The organism is Sedimentibacter sp. MB35-C1, assembly GCF_030913635.1.
Lineage (GTDB): Bacteria > Bacillota > Clostridia > Tissierellales > Sedimentibacteraceae > Sedimentibacter.
In genome coordinates, this window is record NZ_CP133188.1 from 2,995,840 (window position 1) to 3,012,779 (window position 16,940).

The 16,940-nt window shown below is 33.7% G+C and carries 16 protein-coding genes; 6 read left to right on the plus strand and 10 right to left on the minus strand.

Annotation, left to right across the window (positions count from 1 at the left end; all coding sequences use genetic code 11):
• Window positions 1–72 precede the first annotated feature (72 nt).
• The 4 genes from RBQ61_RS14590 to RBQ61_RS14605 all read right to left on the minus strand — a co-directional run bounded on the left by RBQ61_RS14590 (window position 73) and on the right by RBQ61_RS14605 (window position 4,853).
• Window positions 73–2,172, minus strand: coding sequence for a sensor histidine kinase (locus RBQ61_RS14590; RefSeq protein WP_308137949.1), 2,100 nt, complete (start codon window positions 2,170–2,172; stop codon window positions 73–75).
• Window positions 2,144–2,836, minus strand: a complete 693-nt coding sequence (locus RBQ61_RS14595) for a response regulator transcription factor (protein ID WP_308137950.1) — start codon at window positions 2,834–2,836, stop codon at window positions 2,144–2,146. The genes RBQ61_RS14590 and RBQ61_RS14595 overlap by 29 nt, the downstream gene beginning before the upstream one ends.
• A gap of 134 nt (window positions 2,837–2,970) precedes the next feature.
• A complete protein-coding gene (locus RBQ61_RS14600) occupies window positions 2,971–3,315 on the minus strand; it encodes a DUF3221 domain-containing protein (RefSeq protein WP_308137951.1) in 345 nt (114 codons plus the stop codon).
• A 47-nt stretch (window positions 3,316–3,362) separates the two neighbouring features.
• A complete protein-coding gene (locus RBQ61_RS14605) occupies window positions 3,363–4,853 on the minus strand; it encodes a hypothetical protein (protein ID WP_308137952.1) in 1,491 nt (496 codons plus the stop codon).
• Window positions 4,854–4,910: 57 nt separating this feature from the next.
• Between RBQ61_RS14605 and RBQ61_RS14610 the strand changes: the two genes are divergently transcribed.
• A complete protein-coding gene (locus tag RBQ61_RS14610) occupies window positions 4,911–5,171 on the plus strand; it encodes a hypothetical protein (protein WP_308137953.1) in 261 nt (86 codons plus the stop codon).
• On the opposite strand, the gene RBQ61_RS14615 is transcribed toward RBQ61_RS14610, so the two are convergent.
• Window positions 5,143–6,663 carry a glycoside hydrolase family 26 protein gene (locus RBQ61_RS14615; RefSeq protein WP_308137954.1) on the minus strand — a complete coding sequence of 507 codons (1,521 nt, stop codon included), beginning with the start codon at window positions 6,661–6,663 and terminating at the stop codon, window positions 5,143–5,145. The genes RBQ61_RS14610 and RBQ61_RS14615 overlap by 29 nt on opposite strands.
• A gap of 239 nt (window positions 6,664–6,902) precedes the next feature.
• On the opposite strand from RBQ61_RS14615, the gene RBQ61_RS14620 reads away from it, so the two are divergent.
• Both RBQ61_RS14620 and RBQ61_RS14625 read left to right on the plus strand, forming a co-directional pair.
• Complete coding sequence (locus RBQ61_RS14620; protein ID WP_308137955.1) at window positions 6,903–7,331, plus strand: nucleoside recognition domain-containing protein; 429 nt, start codon at window positions 6,903–6,905, stop codon at window positions 7,329–7,331.
• Window positions 7,331–7,798, plus strand: a complete 468-nt coding sequence (locus RBQ61_RS14625; protein ID WP_308137956.1) for a nucleoside recognition domain-containing protein — start codon at window positions 7,331–7,333, stop codon at window positions 7,796–7,798. The genes RBQ61_RS14620 and RBQ61_RS14625 overlap by 1 nt, the downstream gene beginning before the upstream one ends.
• 34 nt (window positions 7,799–7,832) lie before the next feature.
• Here RBQ61_RS14625 and hisS read toward each other — a convergent pair whose 3' ends face one another.
• The 4 genes from hisS to RBQ61_RS14645 form a co-directional block, all read right to left on the minus strand.
• Window positions 7,833–9,092 carry a histidine--tRNA ligase gene (gene hisS / locus RBQ61_RS14630; RefSeq protein ID WP_308137957.1) on the minus strand — a complete coding sequence of 420 codons (1,260 nt, stop codon included), beginning with the start codon at window positions 9,090–9,092 and terminating at the stop codon, window positions 7,833–7,835.
• A 69-nt stretch (window positions 9,093–9,161) separates the two neighbouring features.
• On the minus strand, window positions 9,162–10,490 hold the full coding sequence (gene dsdA, locus RBQ61_RS14635) for a D-serine ammonia-lyase (RefSeq protein WP_374049917.1): 1,329 nt from the start codon (window positions 10,488–10,490) through the stop codon (window positions 9,162–9,164).
• Between the two features lie 166 nt (window positions 10,491–10,656).
• Window positions 10,657–10,869: a DUF2922 domain-containing protein gene (locus RBQ61_RS14640; RefSeq protein ID WP_213926208.1), complete on the minus strand. Its 213-nt coding sequence runs from the start codon at window positions 10,867–10,869 to the stop codon at window positions 10,657–10,659.
• 75 nt (window positions 10,870–10,944) lie between these two features.
• Window positions 10,945–11,175 (minus strand): DUF1659 domain-containing protein, encoded by a 231-nt coding sequence (locus RBQ61_RS14645; RefSeq protein WP_308137959.1) that lies wholly within the window; start codon window positions 11,173–11,175, stop codon window positions 10,945–10,947.
• Window positions 11,176–11,287: 112 nt separating this feature from the next.
• Between RBQ61_RS14645 and RBQ61_RS14650 the strand changes: the two genes are divergently transcribed.
• Entirely contained in the window at window positions 11,288–13,162 is a 1,875-nt protein-coding gene (locus RBQ61_RS14650; protein ID WP_308137960.1) for an Eco57I restriction-modification methylase domain-containing protein, read from the plus strand.
• Between the two features lie 9 nt (window positions 13,163–13,171).
• Window positions 13,172–14,800: an S-layer homology domain-containing protein gene (locus RBQ61_RS14655; protein WP_308137961.1), complete on the plus strand. Its 1,629-nt coding sequence runs from the start codon at window positions 13,172–13,174 to the stop codon at window positions 14,798–14,800.
• Window positions 14,801–14,848: 48 nt separating this feature from the next.
• On the opposite strand, the gene pepT is transcribed toward RBQ61_RS14655, so the two are convergent.
• Window positions 14,849–16,066, minus strand: a complete 1,218-nt coding sequence (pepT, locus tag RBQ61_RS14660) for a peptidase T (RefSeq protein WP_308137962.1) — start codon at window positions 16,064–16,066, stop codon at window positions 14,849–14,851.
• A gap of 205 nt (window positions 16,067–16,271) precedes the next feature.
• On the opposite strand from pepT, the gene RBQ61_RS14665 reads away from it, so the two are divergent.
• Window positions 16,272–16,907 carry a lactate utilization protein gene (locus RBQ61_RS14665; protein WP_308137963.1) on the plus strand — a complete coding sequence of 212 codons (636 nt, stop codon included), beginning with the start codon at window positions 16,272–16,274 and terminating at the stop codon, window positions 16,905–16,907.
• Window positions 16,908–16,940: the final 33 nt, after the last annotated feature.

Consider the following 16,940-nt stretch of genomic DNA (forward strand, 5'->3'; position numbering starts at 1 on the left):
TTATTATTCACTTAATTTTTAAATTTTTCTTCATTAATTTTAAGTATTATAAACATAAGTATCATTACAAATTCATTCGAATTTTGAAAGTCTTATTTCCGCTTTAAATAAATCTCCATCAATAATTATATTCAAAACTCCATTCTGAATTTCCATAAGACTTTTTGCTATGGCAAGACCAAGCCCGCTGCCCTCAGAGCTTCGTGATTCATCTCCTCTTTTAAATCTCTCTAATAGCTCATCTGCAGGTATATTCAACTCATGTGCAGAAATATTCTTAAAACTGACAATAACTTCTTTATACTTTTCAAAAATATCTATATATACTCTGGAATTTTTTAAAGCATACTTAAATATGTTTGACAGAAGGTTTTCTGTTACACGGCTCAACAGCCTTCCGTCAGCTCTGGCATAAATTCTGTCATTCTCAGTACTGACTTTTAGCATGAGCCCTGATTCTTGAACCTTTTCATCTAATTCACCTAATATTTGAGAAATTAAAGCATTAACGTTCACTCGTGAAAAATTCGGTTCAATACTTCCGCTTGTTGCCTTAGCCGCCTCAAATAAATCCTCTGTCAATGTTTTAAGTCTGTTTGACTTTCGATCCAACACATCAAGGTATTTAGGTGCATTAGCAGATGTAAGGCCTTCTCTTTTCAAAAGATCTACGTATGATATAATTGATGTAAGCGGCGTTTTAATGTCGTGGGACACGTTTGTAATCAATTCAGTTTTAAGTCTCTCACTTTTAACCTCATTTTGAACGGCTGCTTTCAGTCCGCTCGTCATATCATTAACATCTTTCGCCATCAATCCAAACTCACCAGGTCCGTCCAGCTTTATTTTATAATCATAATTTCCGGTCTTCGCTACCTTAAGTCCTTCTTGTACAGTCTGGAACTTTCTTACCTTTGTATACACATAGTAAACTGTGCCTGCTGATAAAGGAATTAGTAATACCGGTGCTTTTGAAGAGTAATATGAAGTACCAATTAAAATAATAACTGCAGCCATTGATTTAATCATAAGCGGTCCGCCTGATGCAATCTTTACAAACATTCTTGCTGTATATAAAAACACCAAGTATATGAAAGAATGTTTAACCACTGTTCCACTCTTAATGTGCCTTACAATTGAATAAAACATCATTAAAAACAACGATGATAATACAGCCGTAGACAGCAGCATGACAAATTTCATGATATTTTCACTTGTATACCTCAAATCTAATACGGCATAAAACTGAGTAAATCCAAGTGTGACTATTCCCACAATTAAAATAAGACTTATATCTGAATAAATCCGGTCAATAAATTGCATATGAACTTCTTCGTCACCTGTTACTCTGCCTGCAACCACCGTCAAATAAACAAAGCACATCAGGACTATGATTACCGATAAAGCTATAACAAAAGAATTTTTTATAAGAATAATTCTATCTTTATTCCACTGCTCAACCCTTTTCAAAAGTCCTTCCTCAGTAATAGCGGCATAAATTGAAATTTTATTTGTACCGTCCTCTATATCTTCCAGCGTATCAATCAGCGAAGCTGAATAGCTGCTGTATCCGTTTTCCGGGTAGAGAACTACTCCTTTTTCGTCTACAAGAATATATACATTTTGTAGTTTATAGTAATCTCTGCCCGGGTTATTTGTATTTGTTACTTCTCTTTTTCCGTCAGCAGCATAATAAATTAACCCTCCATACTCATCGAGATTTTCCATAATTTGCTCATAAGTAGTTAAATCAGATTTCATTATGGAAGTTTTAATATCTTCTATGGCTTCTCTTTTTTCAGCCCAGAAAATATCTCTTGCCTCACCGCTGTCATCCAAACCCTTCTCAGCAATAAAATTATTGTAAAGATTTTTAAGCTGCCAGCTATCTTCAATATCAAGTTTATTTACTGTACCTCCGCTCAGTATATAATCCTTGCTTTTATAAACTCTGAGCACATATTCTAGTCGATTTGCCACATAGCGAAGTTCATTGCTTAAGGTGTTGCTTTTCATATAGTTTTTGACTGTAATACTTTCATAATTTTTCACATTCTCATATACTGTCAAAGCTGATGCTGCTCCAATCAACAAGAATACGACAAGCAGTATGAAGGCCAAAATTTTGCTTAAAGCTTTTCTGCTATATGTCTTCCACTTTGTAACCAACACCCCACACCACCTTCAGGTATTTTGGATTCTTAGGATCAATTTCAATTTTTTCCCTTATTCTTCTTATGTGAACAGCTACTGTATTTTCGGGATTAAATGACGGTTCGTTCCATACCGCTTCATAAATATCGTCAATAGAAAAAACCCTTCCTTTGTTCTTGGTTAAGAACAGAAGAATTTTGTATTCAACCGGCGTCAGTTTAACTAATTCTCCATCGATTATAACTTCTTTTCTTTCGTCATCTATAACAAGGTTTCCGGTTTTATAAAAGTTACTTTTCTCACTGTCTATAGCTCCGCCCAGCGCGGTGTACCTTCTAAGCTGCGACTTAACTCTTGCAATCAGCTCCAAAGGATTAAACGGCTTAGTTATATAATCATCCGCTCCCATATTCAGACCGAGAATAATGTCTGTTTCTTCAGATTTTGCAGACAGCATTATTACGGGAATGTTTTTTATTTCCCTGATTTTGGTAGTTGCCTTTATTCCGTCCATTTCAGGCATCATTATATCCATTATTATTAAGTGAATGTCATTGTCTTCAACTGTCTTTATTGCCTGAAGACCAGAATAGCACTTCAATATATTATAACCTTCATTTTTTAAATATATTTCTATGGCCTCAACAATTTCTTTATCATCATCGCATACTAATATGTTCATAATGTCCTCCTTGGTTGATAATACATTATAACATTATTTATAATAAATCAACAAAAAAATGTACTGTGTCAAAAAAACCATTAAGGCTGCTGAAAAAGCAGCCTTGCGTTGTTCTTAAGTAGTAAACACCTGTTTTATTCAGCAAATTCCACTCTATAAGCATTTATCTGAGCCGGATAACTTTCCATAATTTCACCGCCATAGGTTATTTTTACCTTGCTTCCTACGACAAATTCGGATAAATCATCTAGCACAGCACCATCTATAGCTACCCTTACAACTATTTTATCACTTGAGTTTAATTCACTTTGTCCTTCATCAGGTTGAACCATGATTGATGTCCTTTTATTTTCCAGGACTGTTGCCGTAAAATAGTTCTCTACATCAGCAACTTCTCTGCCCTTTAAATTGTTTACAATTATTACAGCAATTAATGCCAAAAGCAGAACCGTTATTATAATAATTAACTTCTTATTCATATAATTACCTCCTTTTATATCAGACGTAATATATTTTAAAAAGTTCATTATACCGATTCTGCTACCATAAATAATTTGTCGGCCAGTTTTTCCAGATAAAGAATTACTTCTTTCTTATCTTTTATCTGGGCATCATCCGAGAGTCTGCTCAGATAGTCCCAAAACGCGGCGGACATATTAGGTTCATTTATTGCAAATGCTGAACTTGGCGGACCCGACTTTGAGACGATTATGCCCCTGTCCTCTTTCCCGTAAAGAAAAATATCATCTTTTCTGCCTCTATTCAGCAAAACATTATAATTCTTATATTTTTTTAGATTGTATATGAGACTTTCAATATGTTCTGAAAATTGTTCCTTTGTATAATATAGTTCTCTTCCGAAAATCATATCTGAATAAGGAAGAGTAACCGTTCCTTCAAATATCTTTTCAATTGAAGGTATAGAAAGTATTTCAGTTATATTTGCATCATTGATGATATTTTCGAAACTTTCTTTACTTTTGTTATAAATTTTTACAAATAAATTATTTTTTGTCAAATTCATAATTTCTTCCGCCATGCTACATGGCATTGTCATAATGAAAGGCACCTGCCCTGTAATAATACACGTGCATTTCTCTTTTTCTATTTCTTCAAATAAATTCCAAAATTTATTGTAGTTAACCGTATTAAAAATTTTCATTAGAGGTCTGCACAATGTGTAATAATTGTTATATTCTATTGTAAGTGAATTTACTGCAACTTTATCGGTAACGAAAAAATTCACCATGTCCTGAAACTTATCCTGAACTGATGTTGAAACAACAGCTGCGGTTTTAGGAGCTATAAAAAGCGTACGCTTGAAGACCCCGTCTCTGATTCTTGGATAATAATAAGGTTCAATAGCCCCTCCTATATATACTGGAAGCCATTTAGCCAATGCCTCAAGCATTTCGTTTATATCTCTGTTTATAGTATGAATTATCTTAATTCTATTTCCCTTTGACAGAACTCTTTTCAGCATTTCTGCCCACATAATTGAAAATTTTCTGTCTCCGTAAAGCCATGACAACTCTTCGTCGCTAAAAAGCAGCAAAGTCTGAGGTTTTTCGGCATCTGCAACCATAGAAAGGAAGCGTACTACAGCCTCTCTTTTTCCCTCCAAGCCGTAATAATATTCCTTGTCAATATAATTTTCACTGTCTGCACCTTCTCCGTGTACCATTGCATCATTTCTGGTTGTTCCCGCAGTAAAACTGTTAAGAATTTTCTCCACAGACGGCTCGCTTATTTCCTTCTCCTCCATCAACCATTCGCAAATCATCCGTGCAGCCATATTATAATCATTCGGAAAATAATCATACGAATTAATTGCCTCAAGTATCATATTTTTTTGATATTCTTCTTTAATTTGTCGTGCGAAATATTCTGACATTGGCAATAAATAGTTCTGTTTTTTGGGAAGCTTTCTCTCCCCTCTTCTAAGCCGGCTGACATGTGATGCATCAAGAGATACGTTATGCGCAATAGTGCTGTTTGACGTATTTGTTATATTCATCAGGAAATTAAGCTTGTAGGAAAACATTATCATCACCTCAGTAATATTGTACTCCATATGACAACATACGTCAACAAAATTGACACATATTATATACGCCTGAAAGACGAGAACGGTAATTACTATGATGACGGTACGATATATTTAGACTGCTACGATCCATACTTGCATCTTGAATCGAACGGTATGCCTCAAGATGTATGCACAAATATTTCATCTCTGCCATTTGACATGACTTTGAGTGGTGCAGACGGAAATGGGCTTGCACCGATTGATGCAAGCCCATTTCCTATTTATAACTCTGCAGCCCTTCTTTGACTGCTTCAATAACATCATTTTCTAAATCCAGCCTGTAATTTCTAGAAATTGTTTTTCCCGGCTTTGTCATATCATAGTCCTGTCCGTTCCATAGAACAGCAAGCTTAATTCTATCGTAGCCGGATATTCTCTCAAACATATCCTTAAACCATTCAGCTTTGTTACCTCCTAAGGAAGCACCGCTGAATTCTGTTATCATCATAGGATGCTTAAAATGGCGTACATAATCGTAATAAAAATGATCATAAGCCTGAGAAAAGCTTCTCCACGTCTCTCCTTGATAATAATTACCTGTATTATAAGAAGTCAATCCTACTATATCCACATATTCGTTTCCCGGGTAATAATTTAAATAGTGATTATATGCAAAATTCGGAAATGATTTTTCGTTAGGATTCCACACAAAAATAACATTATCTACTTCATTTTTTTCAAATCTGTCATATATGTATCTCCAGCATTCAATAAACAAATCCGTGTCCTTGCCAACCTTGTGAGCTGAATACCAAACCCATTCTCCATTCATCTCATTATTTAATCTAAAAAGCACTGGGTAATCATACTCATTAAAGCTTTTTGCCAGTTCATCAAGATAATTATCATAATTGCCCTTAAGTATTTCAAGAGTAATGTCTTTTTCTTCTCCGTCAATTAAGTCCGTAGTATACAATCCGTATTCCACTACCTTCCCTTCCTGCTTTGCTCTGTTCATATGCTCAGTTTTAAATGGAAGCTGAAAAGAGTTGTAAAGCAACACCACGGGAAATTCATAATTAAACATATTCTCCAGCTGCTTCAATCTGTATGCGTATGTAGGATACGTTGGCTCAAAAATCCCAAAATGCATTTTGTCATTGTTTATAAAATATTTATCATAAAACTCCTGAGTTTTTTCATCAAACTTCTTTTCAACAGGCTCGAACACGGCATCTTCTTTTATTTCAGATGTTTTATCAATTAACTTAAAAGATGGCATTATGTATTCTATGTATATCTGCTGCGAAGACTTCATAAATACTGTTATAAGCTCCTTGTAGGATCTGGCAAATGTAATCATCGCATAATAATTTCGATCATGCCCTTTGCCTTCTATTTTGGCCCTCTCATAAAGAATTATATGGCCGTTCAATCCATTAAAATTATAATTGTATTCATCGATTATTTTAAATTCCGGGTTATTCCCTATTCCTCTATTTCCGTAGTCGATATAAGTTGTAATGTTGTTGTTCAAGTCATTATAGAAGCTGTCATATAAAACATCCACAACAATATCATCTGATTCAAACCTGCTTTTTACGCTTACAATATCTTCGCTTAGCTTCAGATTGTTCAAAAGCACTATTTCATATCCATAGGCATTGTTTACATATTTATAGTAATTATCAGAGTACGGAACTAAAACAGTGCTTTCCGAAAGCTCTTCTGCAAATGCATTGCCAGCAGTCATCACTATAAGAACTGAAATTAAAATCAATATTTTTTTGAAATTCATATTTACTCTCCTGATGTTATTTTAAAAAACATTCAAATCGTTATAAGCAGTATTAATAAAAAATGCCAATATGCAATTCTATCAAATGTGGTAATGTATGTCAATAATTTCAAACAGCCTTAAAAGCAATTTCAAAACCATTATAAATACATTCTCATATATTATACGTGGAAATAAAATGCACATTGTTTAAAAATGACCGCTATGATATAATTCATTCATTATATTGGAGGGAAATAATGCTTTCTATAGGTACACTTAAAAGAGGATTCGTAAATGGAGTCAAAACTCTGCTTGATCTTACAAAAATTTTAGCGCCCGTTTATGTTGGTGTGCAGATTCTTTCGGTTTCAGGAATTTTAAATGTAATGGCACAATTTTTTTCACCTGTAATGTCTGTTTTCGGCCTTCCGGGAGAAACATCCCTTGTATTAATCTTAGGATGGGCTTCCGGTACGTATGCAGCGCTAGGCGCACTTGCTGCCATAAATCTTACAGGAATTCAAATAACAACTATTGCTATTATGATATCAACTGCACATAATCTTATAACCGAAGGGGCTGTTGTCAAAAAATTAGGAGTAAGTATGTTTACCAGTATTTCACTAAGAATAATAATGTCTCTTATACTGGGATTCTTATTTTATAGGATGTTTGGGGGATTTTAATGGAAACGGTTTTAGAAATATTATTAAATTTAACTTTATTCATATGGAGCATAGCAAAAGTTCTGATACCTTTGATGATAATAATTGAAATATTTAAGGATACAAAGATGATAGATAAAATATCACACATGATAAAGCCTGTCACCAATTTTTTCACCATAAGCGAAGATTCAGGAATTTCACTTGTCTTTGGGCTGATATTCGGCCTGACAATAGGAGCAGGCGCAGTTATTCAAAGTGTTAAGGATTATAATATTGACAAAAGAAGCGTATTTCTGGTAACAATGTTTCTTTCAATGTGTCATGCAGTATTTGAAGACTCTATGATTATGGGGGCAGCAGGAGCAAACCCATTTGCTGTGTTAGCAGCAAGAATTTTATCTGCCATATTCGTTACTTTTATTCTTTCCCGATTCGTTAAAAAAGATATTCCTTTAAATGATATTCAAAAAGACGGCTCGTATTGATTGACTAAAATCAATACAAACCGTCCCTATTTTTCTAGTTGGAAGATAAATCTTTCAATTCTATTTCTTCGTTCCCACTATAAACCGCAAATTTATTAAATCCAAATCCAGCAAACTGATTCAGCTGTTTTCCAAGTTTCTTAGCCTTTTCATATACTGATACTGAATATCCCTCTTCTCTGAATTCATCAGCTTTCTTCATAACATCAATATATTTGCTCGATCTTTCATAAAGCAGCACTACTTTTTCTTTTGCAGGCACCTTGAATTTTTCATCCATCAGCTGATTAACAAGCCTTTCAAACCCTATTGAAAAACCTATGGCAGGAACTTTTTCTCCTATAAAATTACCCACCATTTCATCGTACCTTCCACCTCCTGCTATTGAATATCCAAGGTCCTTGTATGCAATTTCAAAAATCGAACCTGTGTAATATCCCATTCCTCTTATTAAAGTAAAATCAAACTCAATATCATACTTTCCGTTCGCATATTCTCTTGAGCTGTCTAAAACATCTTTAACTTCATTTACGACATCCTGAGAAACACCGTATTCCAATAGGCATTCGGTTCCCTTATCATTTATGTTCCTAAGAGCCTCCATTATGTTTAAGATTGAATTTTCTTTATACTCTTTACCCTTAAGCTCTTTTTCAACTCCATCAAATCCGATTTTGTCCAGTTTGTCTACTGCAATGCACACACTGTCAAACTCTTCTTCTGAGAATCCACAATTCATTATTACCGCTTTTAAAACTCTTCTGTCATTAAACCTAACTGCAAAATTCTTAACTCCAAGGGCATTCAGCGCCTTGGCAGTTGTGGCTATCAATTCAAGTTCTGCAGCGTTGGTGCTATCCCCTATAATATCTATGTCGCATTGCTTAAAGCTCCTATACCTTCCTTTTTGTGCTCTTTCCGCCCTGAACACATTGCCCACCTGCATTGCTTTAAAAACTGAAGGAAGGTTCGATCTGTTATTGCAGTAAAAACGACTTAATGGAACTGTCAGGTCATATCTCAACCCTAAATCGGCCAAATCATCTTCGTTTAAATCTGCTTTTGTAAAGTCAAGCTTTTCTCCTCTTTTTAATATTTTAAATATAAGCTTTAAATTCTCTCCGCCCTTGCTTCCGATTAAATTTTCTATATTTTCAACAACAGGCGTTTCTATAAGTTCAAATCCGCTTTGTTTATATGTACTCACTATAACGCCTTCAACATAATCTCTTATTTCTTTTTCCTGAGGTGTTATATCTCGCATCCCCTTTGCAGGGTTTGTATTAACTTTCATTTTTCCTCCCGTATTTTTTCCATTTGTATTTTTATTAATGTTAACAAATAAATTATTGATTATCAACCTTTAATTTAAATGTGTTTTTAAAAATTCCTTATTTATTTCTTCAGGCACCAGACACCCTCCTGTGGCCCAAGATATATGCACTGCATTTTTAATATTGCTTACCAAATCATGCTTCCTTATATATTCTTTTCCTTCATCAGTTGTTTCTATTTTTACTATTCCCTCAAATGCTGCACATGCTGACGGTTCAATGTTAATACTTTCCGTATTATGAAGCATTCTCATATAGTCATATAGTTTGTAATCTTCAATAGTAAAAATTCCGCTAAGCAAATTGTCCATCATTTTGCCCACAAGCTTTGAAGGCCTTCCCACCGCAAGCCCGTCTGCGTGAGTTCTGCCATCTATTCCAAGATCCTGCACACATATGTCATTATGAAGCCCTGTAGCCATACCTGCCAGCATTGACGGTGCATGTGTAGGCTCAACAAAAAAGCAATGAACATTGTCTTGATAAACCGATTTCAACCCGTAGGTGATTCCACCCGGCGCACCTCCTACCCCACATGGCAGATATACGAACAAAGGGTGGTCTTCATCTATTACTATATTCATTTCATCCAGCTGCTTCTTTAATCTTCTTGCAGCTACTGAATATCCTAAAAATAAATTCATAGAATTCTCATCATCAACAAAATAACTCATGGTATCCTGGTCTGACATCTTTCTTCCTTCTTCAACAGCTTTAGAAAAATCGCTGTCATATTCAACCACCTGCGCACCTTTTGATCTCAATAAATCCTTTTTCCACTGTTTTGCATCTGATGACATATGTACTATAACGTTAAAACCCATTGCGGCAGATGTAATGCCGATACTCAATCCAAGATTTCCTGTAGAACCAACTTGTATTTTATACTGATTAAAAAAATCTCTGTATTTCTGCTGAGCCATTATAGAATAGTCATCATCTTCAGAAATCATGTTATTCTTTAGAGCCAAATATTCGGCATATTTCAGCACCTCATATATTCCTCCCCGAGCTTTAACACTTCCGGCAATTGCAAGGTGGCTGTCCATTTTCAAAAGCAGTCTTCCCTGGATTTTTGTACCACAATCTTGTACGAGTTGGCTTTTCATATTCTTTATTTCTTTAAGCGGAGATTCGATAATACCATGAGATGCCTCTGTTTCAGGGAAAAGAATTTCTATTAGAGGTGCAAATTTGGCAAGGCGCATTTCTGCATCGTCTATTGCCGATATATCAACTGGTGTATTTTTTGCAGCTTCTCTATATGTGCTTAATTCTGGATTAAGCCAAAATACTTCCTTCAATTGAGCTGCCTTTTTCAATGTCAAATTATTATTTATTATTTCATCTTTGTTTATCATGAAACCCTCCTTAAAATTCGCGAATCATCATGCGCCTTACTTATTTGTCACAGCTTCACAATAGGCGTATATTTTCTATATAGGGGCGGAGCTTTACTTCTCCGCCCATTCAATGGTTATTATATCATATTATTACCATTTTTTATATTAGAATTATTATCATTTATATCAAAATCTGCTCAGTTGTGGTTATGATTTCGGCAGATTTTACTTCCACTAAATCTCCGCTGTTTGTATTAAATAAATTTTTATCTATAATATTATCCATAACAGTTCTTACATCAATGTCGGTCAACTCGCTCTTAGGTTCATCAACTGTCAATGATAATGTTGATCCGCCGGCAGTTTTAAATTTCATTAATAGTTTTTTTGACATTATATCACCCCTTACAGAAATTTATTGTTATGATGGAAGCTTTCTGCTCCCTAAATTAAATATTCATTTTAATTATTATTCTATTTCATTTACAAGTTCATATTCTTCGTATCTTACAAGACTCTCAAGTGAAAATGACTGCATATCACTTACTGCAGTTCCTAAATCATATAAATCTTCATTAGTTGCCGTTGGCTTGATGCTTGCAAGAGTCTTACTTTTAGTAATATTTTTATTATTTTCATCAAGACCAACATTGAAAACCATCTTTAGCTTTGAATTTGCTTGGTTTACAGCTATTGCCATAATATCACCTCCAAATGATTCTACCTCTATATAGCATTTAAGCGCCGATTATATTGATTTAATTTCCGCCTCATGTTAATATGAACTAAATATATCAACTCAAGAGGTAATTATGCATAAAACACTGCTGAAAGAGTTAATTTCCTTAATAAAAAAGATAGATTTGCACGATTATATAACAAAGGTAAAGTACGTAATCTATATTTTTTCAAAAATTATATACCAATGCAGGGCATCGGAATCAAATGTTTCAAAAGAATTATTTCTTTTAAATCATACCCCGAATTTTTTGCACAACAATAAGAATATATTTAATGAATATGAAATCTTTAATCTCAACATTTCCGGTGTAGAGAGATCAATATTTAATTTAATCAAAGCCAACAAAGATAATATTGATTTCAATAATTTTAAACCTGCAGAGTTATATGAATCCATGCTTACCGCTGGTGAAAAGAAAGTTTTGGGGCAGGTTTATACACCTATTAGCATTATCAATAGAATGCTGGATCAATTATTTGATTTAAATTTAATAGGCAAAAATACCAAATTACTTGACCCTTCATGCGGAGGCGGATATTTTCTAATAGAAGCGTTCAAAAAAATCAAATCTAACTTTGGAGATGAAATTGACGATAAACATATTATTGAAAGCATGCTGTTCGGTATTGATATAGACGATTTTTCTATATTTATGACTAAGGCCGGCTTAATGTTTGCAGGATTCTCAATAGAAGCTGATTTTAATGTTTTCAGGTTAGATTATTTAACTGATTCTTTTGAAATGAATAATTTTGACATAATAGTCGGAAACCCTCCTTATGTTGGTCACAAAAATTCTACCTGTGAGTACAAGAAAGCTCTGTATGAGAAGTACTCTGAGGTGTTTTACAACAAGGCTGACATATCATATTGCTTTTTTAAAAAAAGCAGGGAAATTCTTAAACCGGGTGGAGTAATATCATTTATAACTTCAAGATACTTTATGGAAGCCCTATATGCAGACAGAATAAGAGCATATATAAAAAATAATTTCAACATAATATCTCTTGTTGATTTCAGCGGAAACAATATATTTAAAGGGGCTATGGTAAGTCCGGCCTTAATAACATTGGAAAATAATGGATGGAACAAAAGCGATTTTTCATACGTCATAATTAATAGTGATAGTATTGAAGAAAAATTCTCATATAGTCAGGACAAGCTTAAAGATACCGGATGGACTATACTTAAGCATGCTGACGAACAGCTTTTCAATAAGATAGAAGAAAAATCAAACATAAAAATTCAGGATGCATGTAAGATTAAGCAGGGAATTATAACCGGGCTGGATAAAGCTTTTATTGTTGATAAAAAAACAATCGAAAAATATAACATTGAAAGTGATTTACTCAAAAAATGGATAAAAAACAGCAACATATCAAAATCAGAAGTGCAATATAATAACTTATACTTGATATATTCCAATATAATTAATGAAGAAAAAAATTATCCCAATGCTATTAAGTACCTTTCCTTCTATAAGGATAAATTACAAAATAGAAGAGAATGTCTGAAGGGATATAGAAAATGGTATGAACTTCAATGGGGACGTATTCAATCTGATTTTGATAATCCAAAAATAATATTTCCGTTCAAATCCACAGGCAGCAATTTTTATTTTGACACAAATAAATATTACTGCAGTGCAGATGTATATATTATGAATAATTTCAACACACATATTCCAGTAAATTATCTTTTGTCATACTTGAATTCGGATGTTTTTGAATTTTACTTTAAGTGTCTGGCAAAAAAAGTAGGGACAAATATTTATGAATATTATCCCAATAAATTAAGTGAAGCTAAAATATATTTACCCCTTGAAAAAGCTCAACAAAATATATCTGATTTAGGAAAAATTAGTATTGATATTTTACTAAAAAAGGTGTTTAATATATCCGAAGAGGAGGTAAATATAATTTATAAATACGTTCATGAAGGGTGATAATGCAAATTGAAAAAATTTATTAAGCTATTATTATTAATTACTGTTTTTATTGTGTTATCCGTTCAGCCTGCAATGGCGAAAACTGTATATTACGATACTTATAATCATTGGGCATCAAGTGATATTGATTTTACGTCCAACACATTGAAAGTCTTCAAGGGCTATGGAGACTTCACGTTCAGACCGGAAAATAATATTACCAGGGCTGAATTTATAACTATCCTTGCAAAAACAGCTTATCGACAAAACAAAATGAATGAAATTTACACAAGCGATATGCCATACAGCGATATGACAAATCAGCACTGGTCTTATACATTTATTATATCAATGTATGAGCACCTGAAACCAAACCAGGATTATACATTTGAAGACATATTCCCGGGATCGAATTTTTACCCTGACAAAGCGATTACAAGGGAAGAATCCGTTGCATTAATTGCTGCCTTCTGCAAAGATGCAATATATGATAATCCTTTAAATTTTAATGATATTCGCAACAATAGCAAATATTATAATGAAATAAAAAGACTTTATAACGCAGGAATAGTTTCAGGATATGAAGACCGTACATTTAAAGGCAATAATAATATTACAAGAGCAGAATCTGCTGCATTAATTAAAAGAGTTTATTATGATATTAAAACCAGTGATCAAAGCAATTATTTAACCAAACTTGAATTTCTCCCCATAAAAGGAGAAGAAATATATTCATATTTTGGCAGTTATAATTGGAATACCGCAAACAATAATGATAAAAGGTATATAAAGGCTAAAGATACTCTGGAGTATGTTTCTTTCGGAGGGTATATTTTTCCTGAAGATAAGCATTTATACGACTTGAATGCTGTAGAAACAATGGAGGCATTGCGTTCAGAAGGATACTCCAATATAACCGGAACGAATTTTTACCTTATTACTTTCGGTAATTATTCAGATGATGAAAAATCACAGTTTGCCAATGACATGCTTGCAAATGTTATTGAACGAAATGATCTGAAAGATTCAGAACTGATGCAAATATTTGCTATGGCCAGCAAGTATGCTGTTCAGGAAGATTTGTACATGAGCGCACTGGAGAAATGGGATAGTCTTACTTCAAGCAACAACGCAAAAGCAAATATATTATTTTTTAGGTATGCTTTTTACATTAAAAATAATAACGAAGAAATGCTTAAAACCTTAGTTTATGATGATCTAAAAAAAGCAAATAACATACCTTCTCTCCTGAACATCAACTGGGGTTTAGCAGCTGGATCGGAAAAAACTGATTTTAGAAATTATACATTCGGTAGTTATAGTTTTTCTCTTTATAAAGATACCACGCTTTACAGGTATACACTTAGCCCGGTAATGCCTGTCAGCAGCAGCTCGAAAATTGTTGAACTTGTTAATCTGCTTATGATTGAGAAGTCTGTCAAACCTTCTACTGAAAGCTTGACAAACTACGAAAGCATTTTCAGCAAATATTCCTTGAACCGATTATATGTTTTAAACTTCATAGGCGAAAAGGAAAGAGCCTTTGTAGAAGGAATCAATGATTATGAAATTATCAAAACATTTGAAATCTATGAAACAAACAAATTAGTTATTGATGATACCTACACCGGAATTTTGAAAAAAGTAAAAGAATAAACAAAAACCTCAATGGTTTCTTCTCCATTGAGGTTTGTTTTTTATGTATTATGCATACAGCTTAATTATTTCAATTAGTATCTGAACAACTTTTTCCATAGACTGTACAGGTATATACTCATATCTACCATGGTAGTTATGCCCGCCTGTACACAAATTCGGACAAGGAAGCCCTCTGTACGACAAGCTTGCACCGTCAGTTCCCCCTCTTATTGGAATTACCGCAGGCTCAACTCCTATGTTTTTCATAGCTTTTTCAGCAGTTTCAATAATGTGCATATGCGGAAGAATTTTTTCTTTCATATTATAATACGAATCTTTCAATTCAACCTTGACGGTTCCTTCTCCATATTTTTCATTTAAATATTCAGATATTTTATTGAATCTATCCTTTTTGACATTAAATTTATCAAGATTGTGATCTCTTATTATGTAATTCAAATACGTTTTTTCAACGTTTCCGCTAATATCATCCAAATGATTGAACCCTTCGTAATTTTCCGTATTTTCCGGTGTTTCTCTAGAAGGCAGCATAGCCTGAAACTCCATAGCTATCAATATTGAATTTTTCATTTTGTTTTTTGCTGAGCCAGGATGAATGTTCACTCCACTTACCTCAACTTTTGCACTTGCGGCATTAAAATTTTCATACTCTATTTCTCCAAGCTCTCCTCCGTCGACAGTATACGCAAAATCAGCTTTAAATCCATCTATGTCAAACATTTTTGCTCCGTTGCCCACTTCTTCATCTGTCGTAAATGCTATTTTTATGTCTCCATGCTTTACATCAGGATTATTTATAAAATATTCAGCCATTGACATTATCTCAGCTATGCCTGCTTTGTCATCAGCACCAAGCAATGTTGTTCCGTCAGTCACTATAAGATCATCGCCGACATAATCCAATAAATGCTCAAACATATCTGTTTTCATTACAATTTTCTTTTCATCATTTAAAACAATATCTCTTCCGTCATAATTTCTGACTATTTTAGGCTTAATATCATTGCCCGGCATATCAGGAGCTGTATCTATATGGGCAATAAAACCAATGGCAGGAACCTTTTTACCTGTATTAGAAGGAACATTGCCGTATACATAACCGTGATCATCCATAAAAGCGTCTTTTATTCCCAGTGATTTCATTTCCTCAACCAAGTATCTGCCAAGATCTTTTTGCTTTTCACTGCTTGGAACAATTTCCAAATCAGGAACTGATTGAGTATCAATTTTAACATAATTTAAAAATCTATCTTCTATTTTCATAGTTCCGTATCCTTTCTACATTTGTTTGCTTGTTTATTAATAATTATATCATATCACTGCTAAATTGCCATATCAATTTATTTTTAAAAGCCCTTAATTGTACCATTATAAGCATGTCATTACTTTCAGCTTTATTTAACAATTGAATTTAAAAATAAAATATAATATAATTGGGTAAATGATTAAATGAATGCGGAGGTATAAAATGGATTTTGTAAAAGAAGCATATAAGGTAAAAAGCGAGACCATAATTAAAAATCTAAAAAAAAGATTTATGGATGGTTACTATGCTGATACAAAGGAAGAAGCTGTAAAACTGGTAATGTCATTAATTGGTCATGATGATATTGTATCATGGGGGGGCTCTTTAACTATTGATGAATTGGGAGTTAAGAAGCTTCTTGAAAAAAAAGGTATCTCTGTTATTGACCGTGAAAAGGCAAAATCTCCCGAAGAAAGAGTTAAATTCATGAAGCAGGCTTTAACTGCGAATGTTTTTTTAACAAGTACAAACGCAATAACAATGGACGGCGAATTAATGAATGTTGATGGAAACGGAAACAGAGTTGCCGCCTACTGCTACGGCCCCGACTCAGTAATTGTTGTAGCCGGAATGAACAAAGTAGTCCCGAAGCTGGACTATGCTTTGGCAAAATTAAGGACAGATGCAACGGTTCCAAATGCAGTAAGATTCAATGCTCAGACACCGTGCAGATTTACAGGAAAATGTTCAGAATGTACAACCAAGGACACTTTATGCAGCCAAATATTGATTACAAGATTCTGCAAACCGCAGAACCGAATTAAAGTAATACTTGTTGGGGAACATTTAGGATTTTAGTTTAAATTCAACTGAATGACACTGTATCGGACT

Excerpts from the sequence above, each read along its gene's own strand:
- RBQ61_RS14595 (WP_308137950.1), bottom strand. The coding sequence starts at position 2,836 with ATGAACATATTAGTATGCGATGATGATAAAGAAATTGTTGAGGCCATA.
- RBQ61_RS14600 (WP_308137951.1), bottom strand. The coding sequence starts at position 3,315 with ATGAATAAGAAGTTAATTATTATAATAACGGTTCTGCTTTTGGCATTA.
- RBQ61_RS14605 (WP_308137952.1), bottom strand. The coding sequence starts at position 4,853 with ATGAATATAACAAATACGTCAAACAGCACTATTGCGCATAACGTATCT.
- RBQ61_RS14610 (WP_308137953.1), top strand. The coding sequence starts at position 4,911 with ATGACAACATACGTCAACAAAATTGACACATATTATATACGCCTGAAA.
- RBQ61_RS14615 (WP_308137954.1), bottom strand. The coding sequence starts at position 6,663 with ATGAATTTCAAAAAAATATTGATTTTAATTTCAGTTCTTATAGTGATG.
- RBQ61_RS14620 (WP_308137955.1), top strand. The coding sequence starts at position 6,903 with ATGCTTTCTATAGGTACACTTAAAAGAGGATTCGTAAATGGAGTCAAA.
- RBQ61_RS14625 (WP_308137956.1), top strand. The coding sequence starts at position 7,331 with ATGGAAACGGTTTTAGAAATATTATTAAATTTAACTTTATTCATATGG.
- hisS (WP_308137957.1), bottom strand. The coding sequence starts at position 9,092 with ATGAAAGTTAATACAAACCCTGCAAAGGGGATGCGAGATATAACACCT.
- RBQ61_RS14640 (WP_213926208.1), bottom strand. The coding sequence starts at position 10,869 with ATGTCAAAAAAACTATTAATGAAATTTAAAACTGCCGGCGGATCAACA.
- RBQ61_RS14645 (WP_308137959.1), bottom strand. The coding sequence starts at position 11,175 with ATGGCAATAGCTGTAAACCAAGCAAATTCAAAGCTAAAGATGGTTTTC.
- RBQ61_RS14650 (WP_308137960.1), top strand. The coding sequence starts at position 11,288 with ATGCATAAAACACTGCTGAAAGAGTTAATTTCCTTAATAAAAAAGATA.
- pepT (WP_308137962.1), bottom strand. The coding sequence starts at position 16,066 with ATGAAAATAGAAGATAGATTTTTAAATTATGTTAAAATTGATACTCAA.
- RBQ61_RS14665 (WP_308137963.1), top strand. The coding sequence starts at position 16,272 with ATGGATTTTGTAAAAGAAGCATATAAGGTAAAAAGCGAGACCATAATT.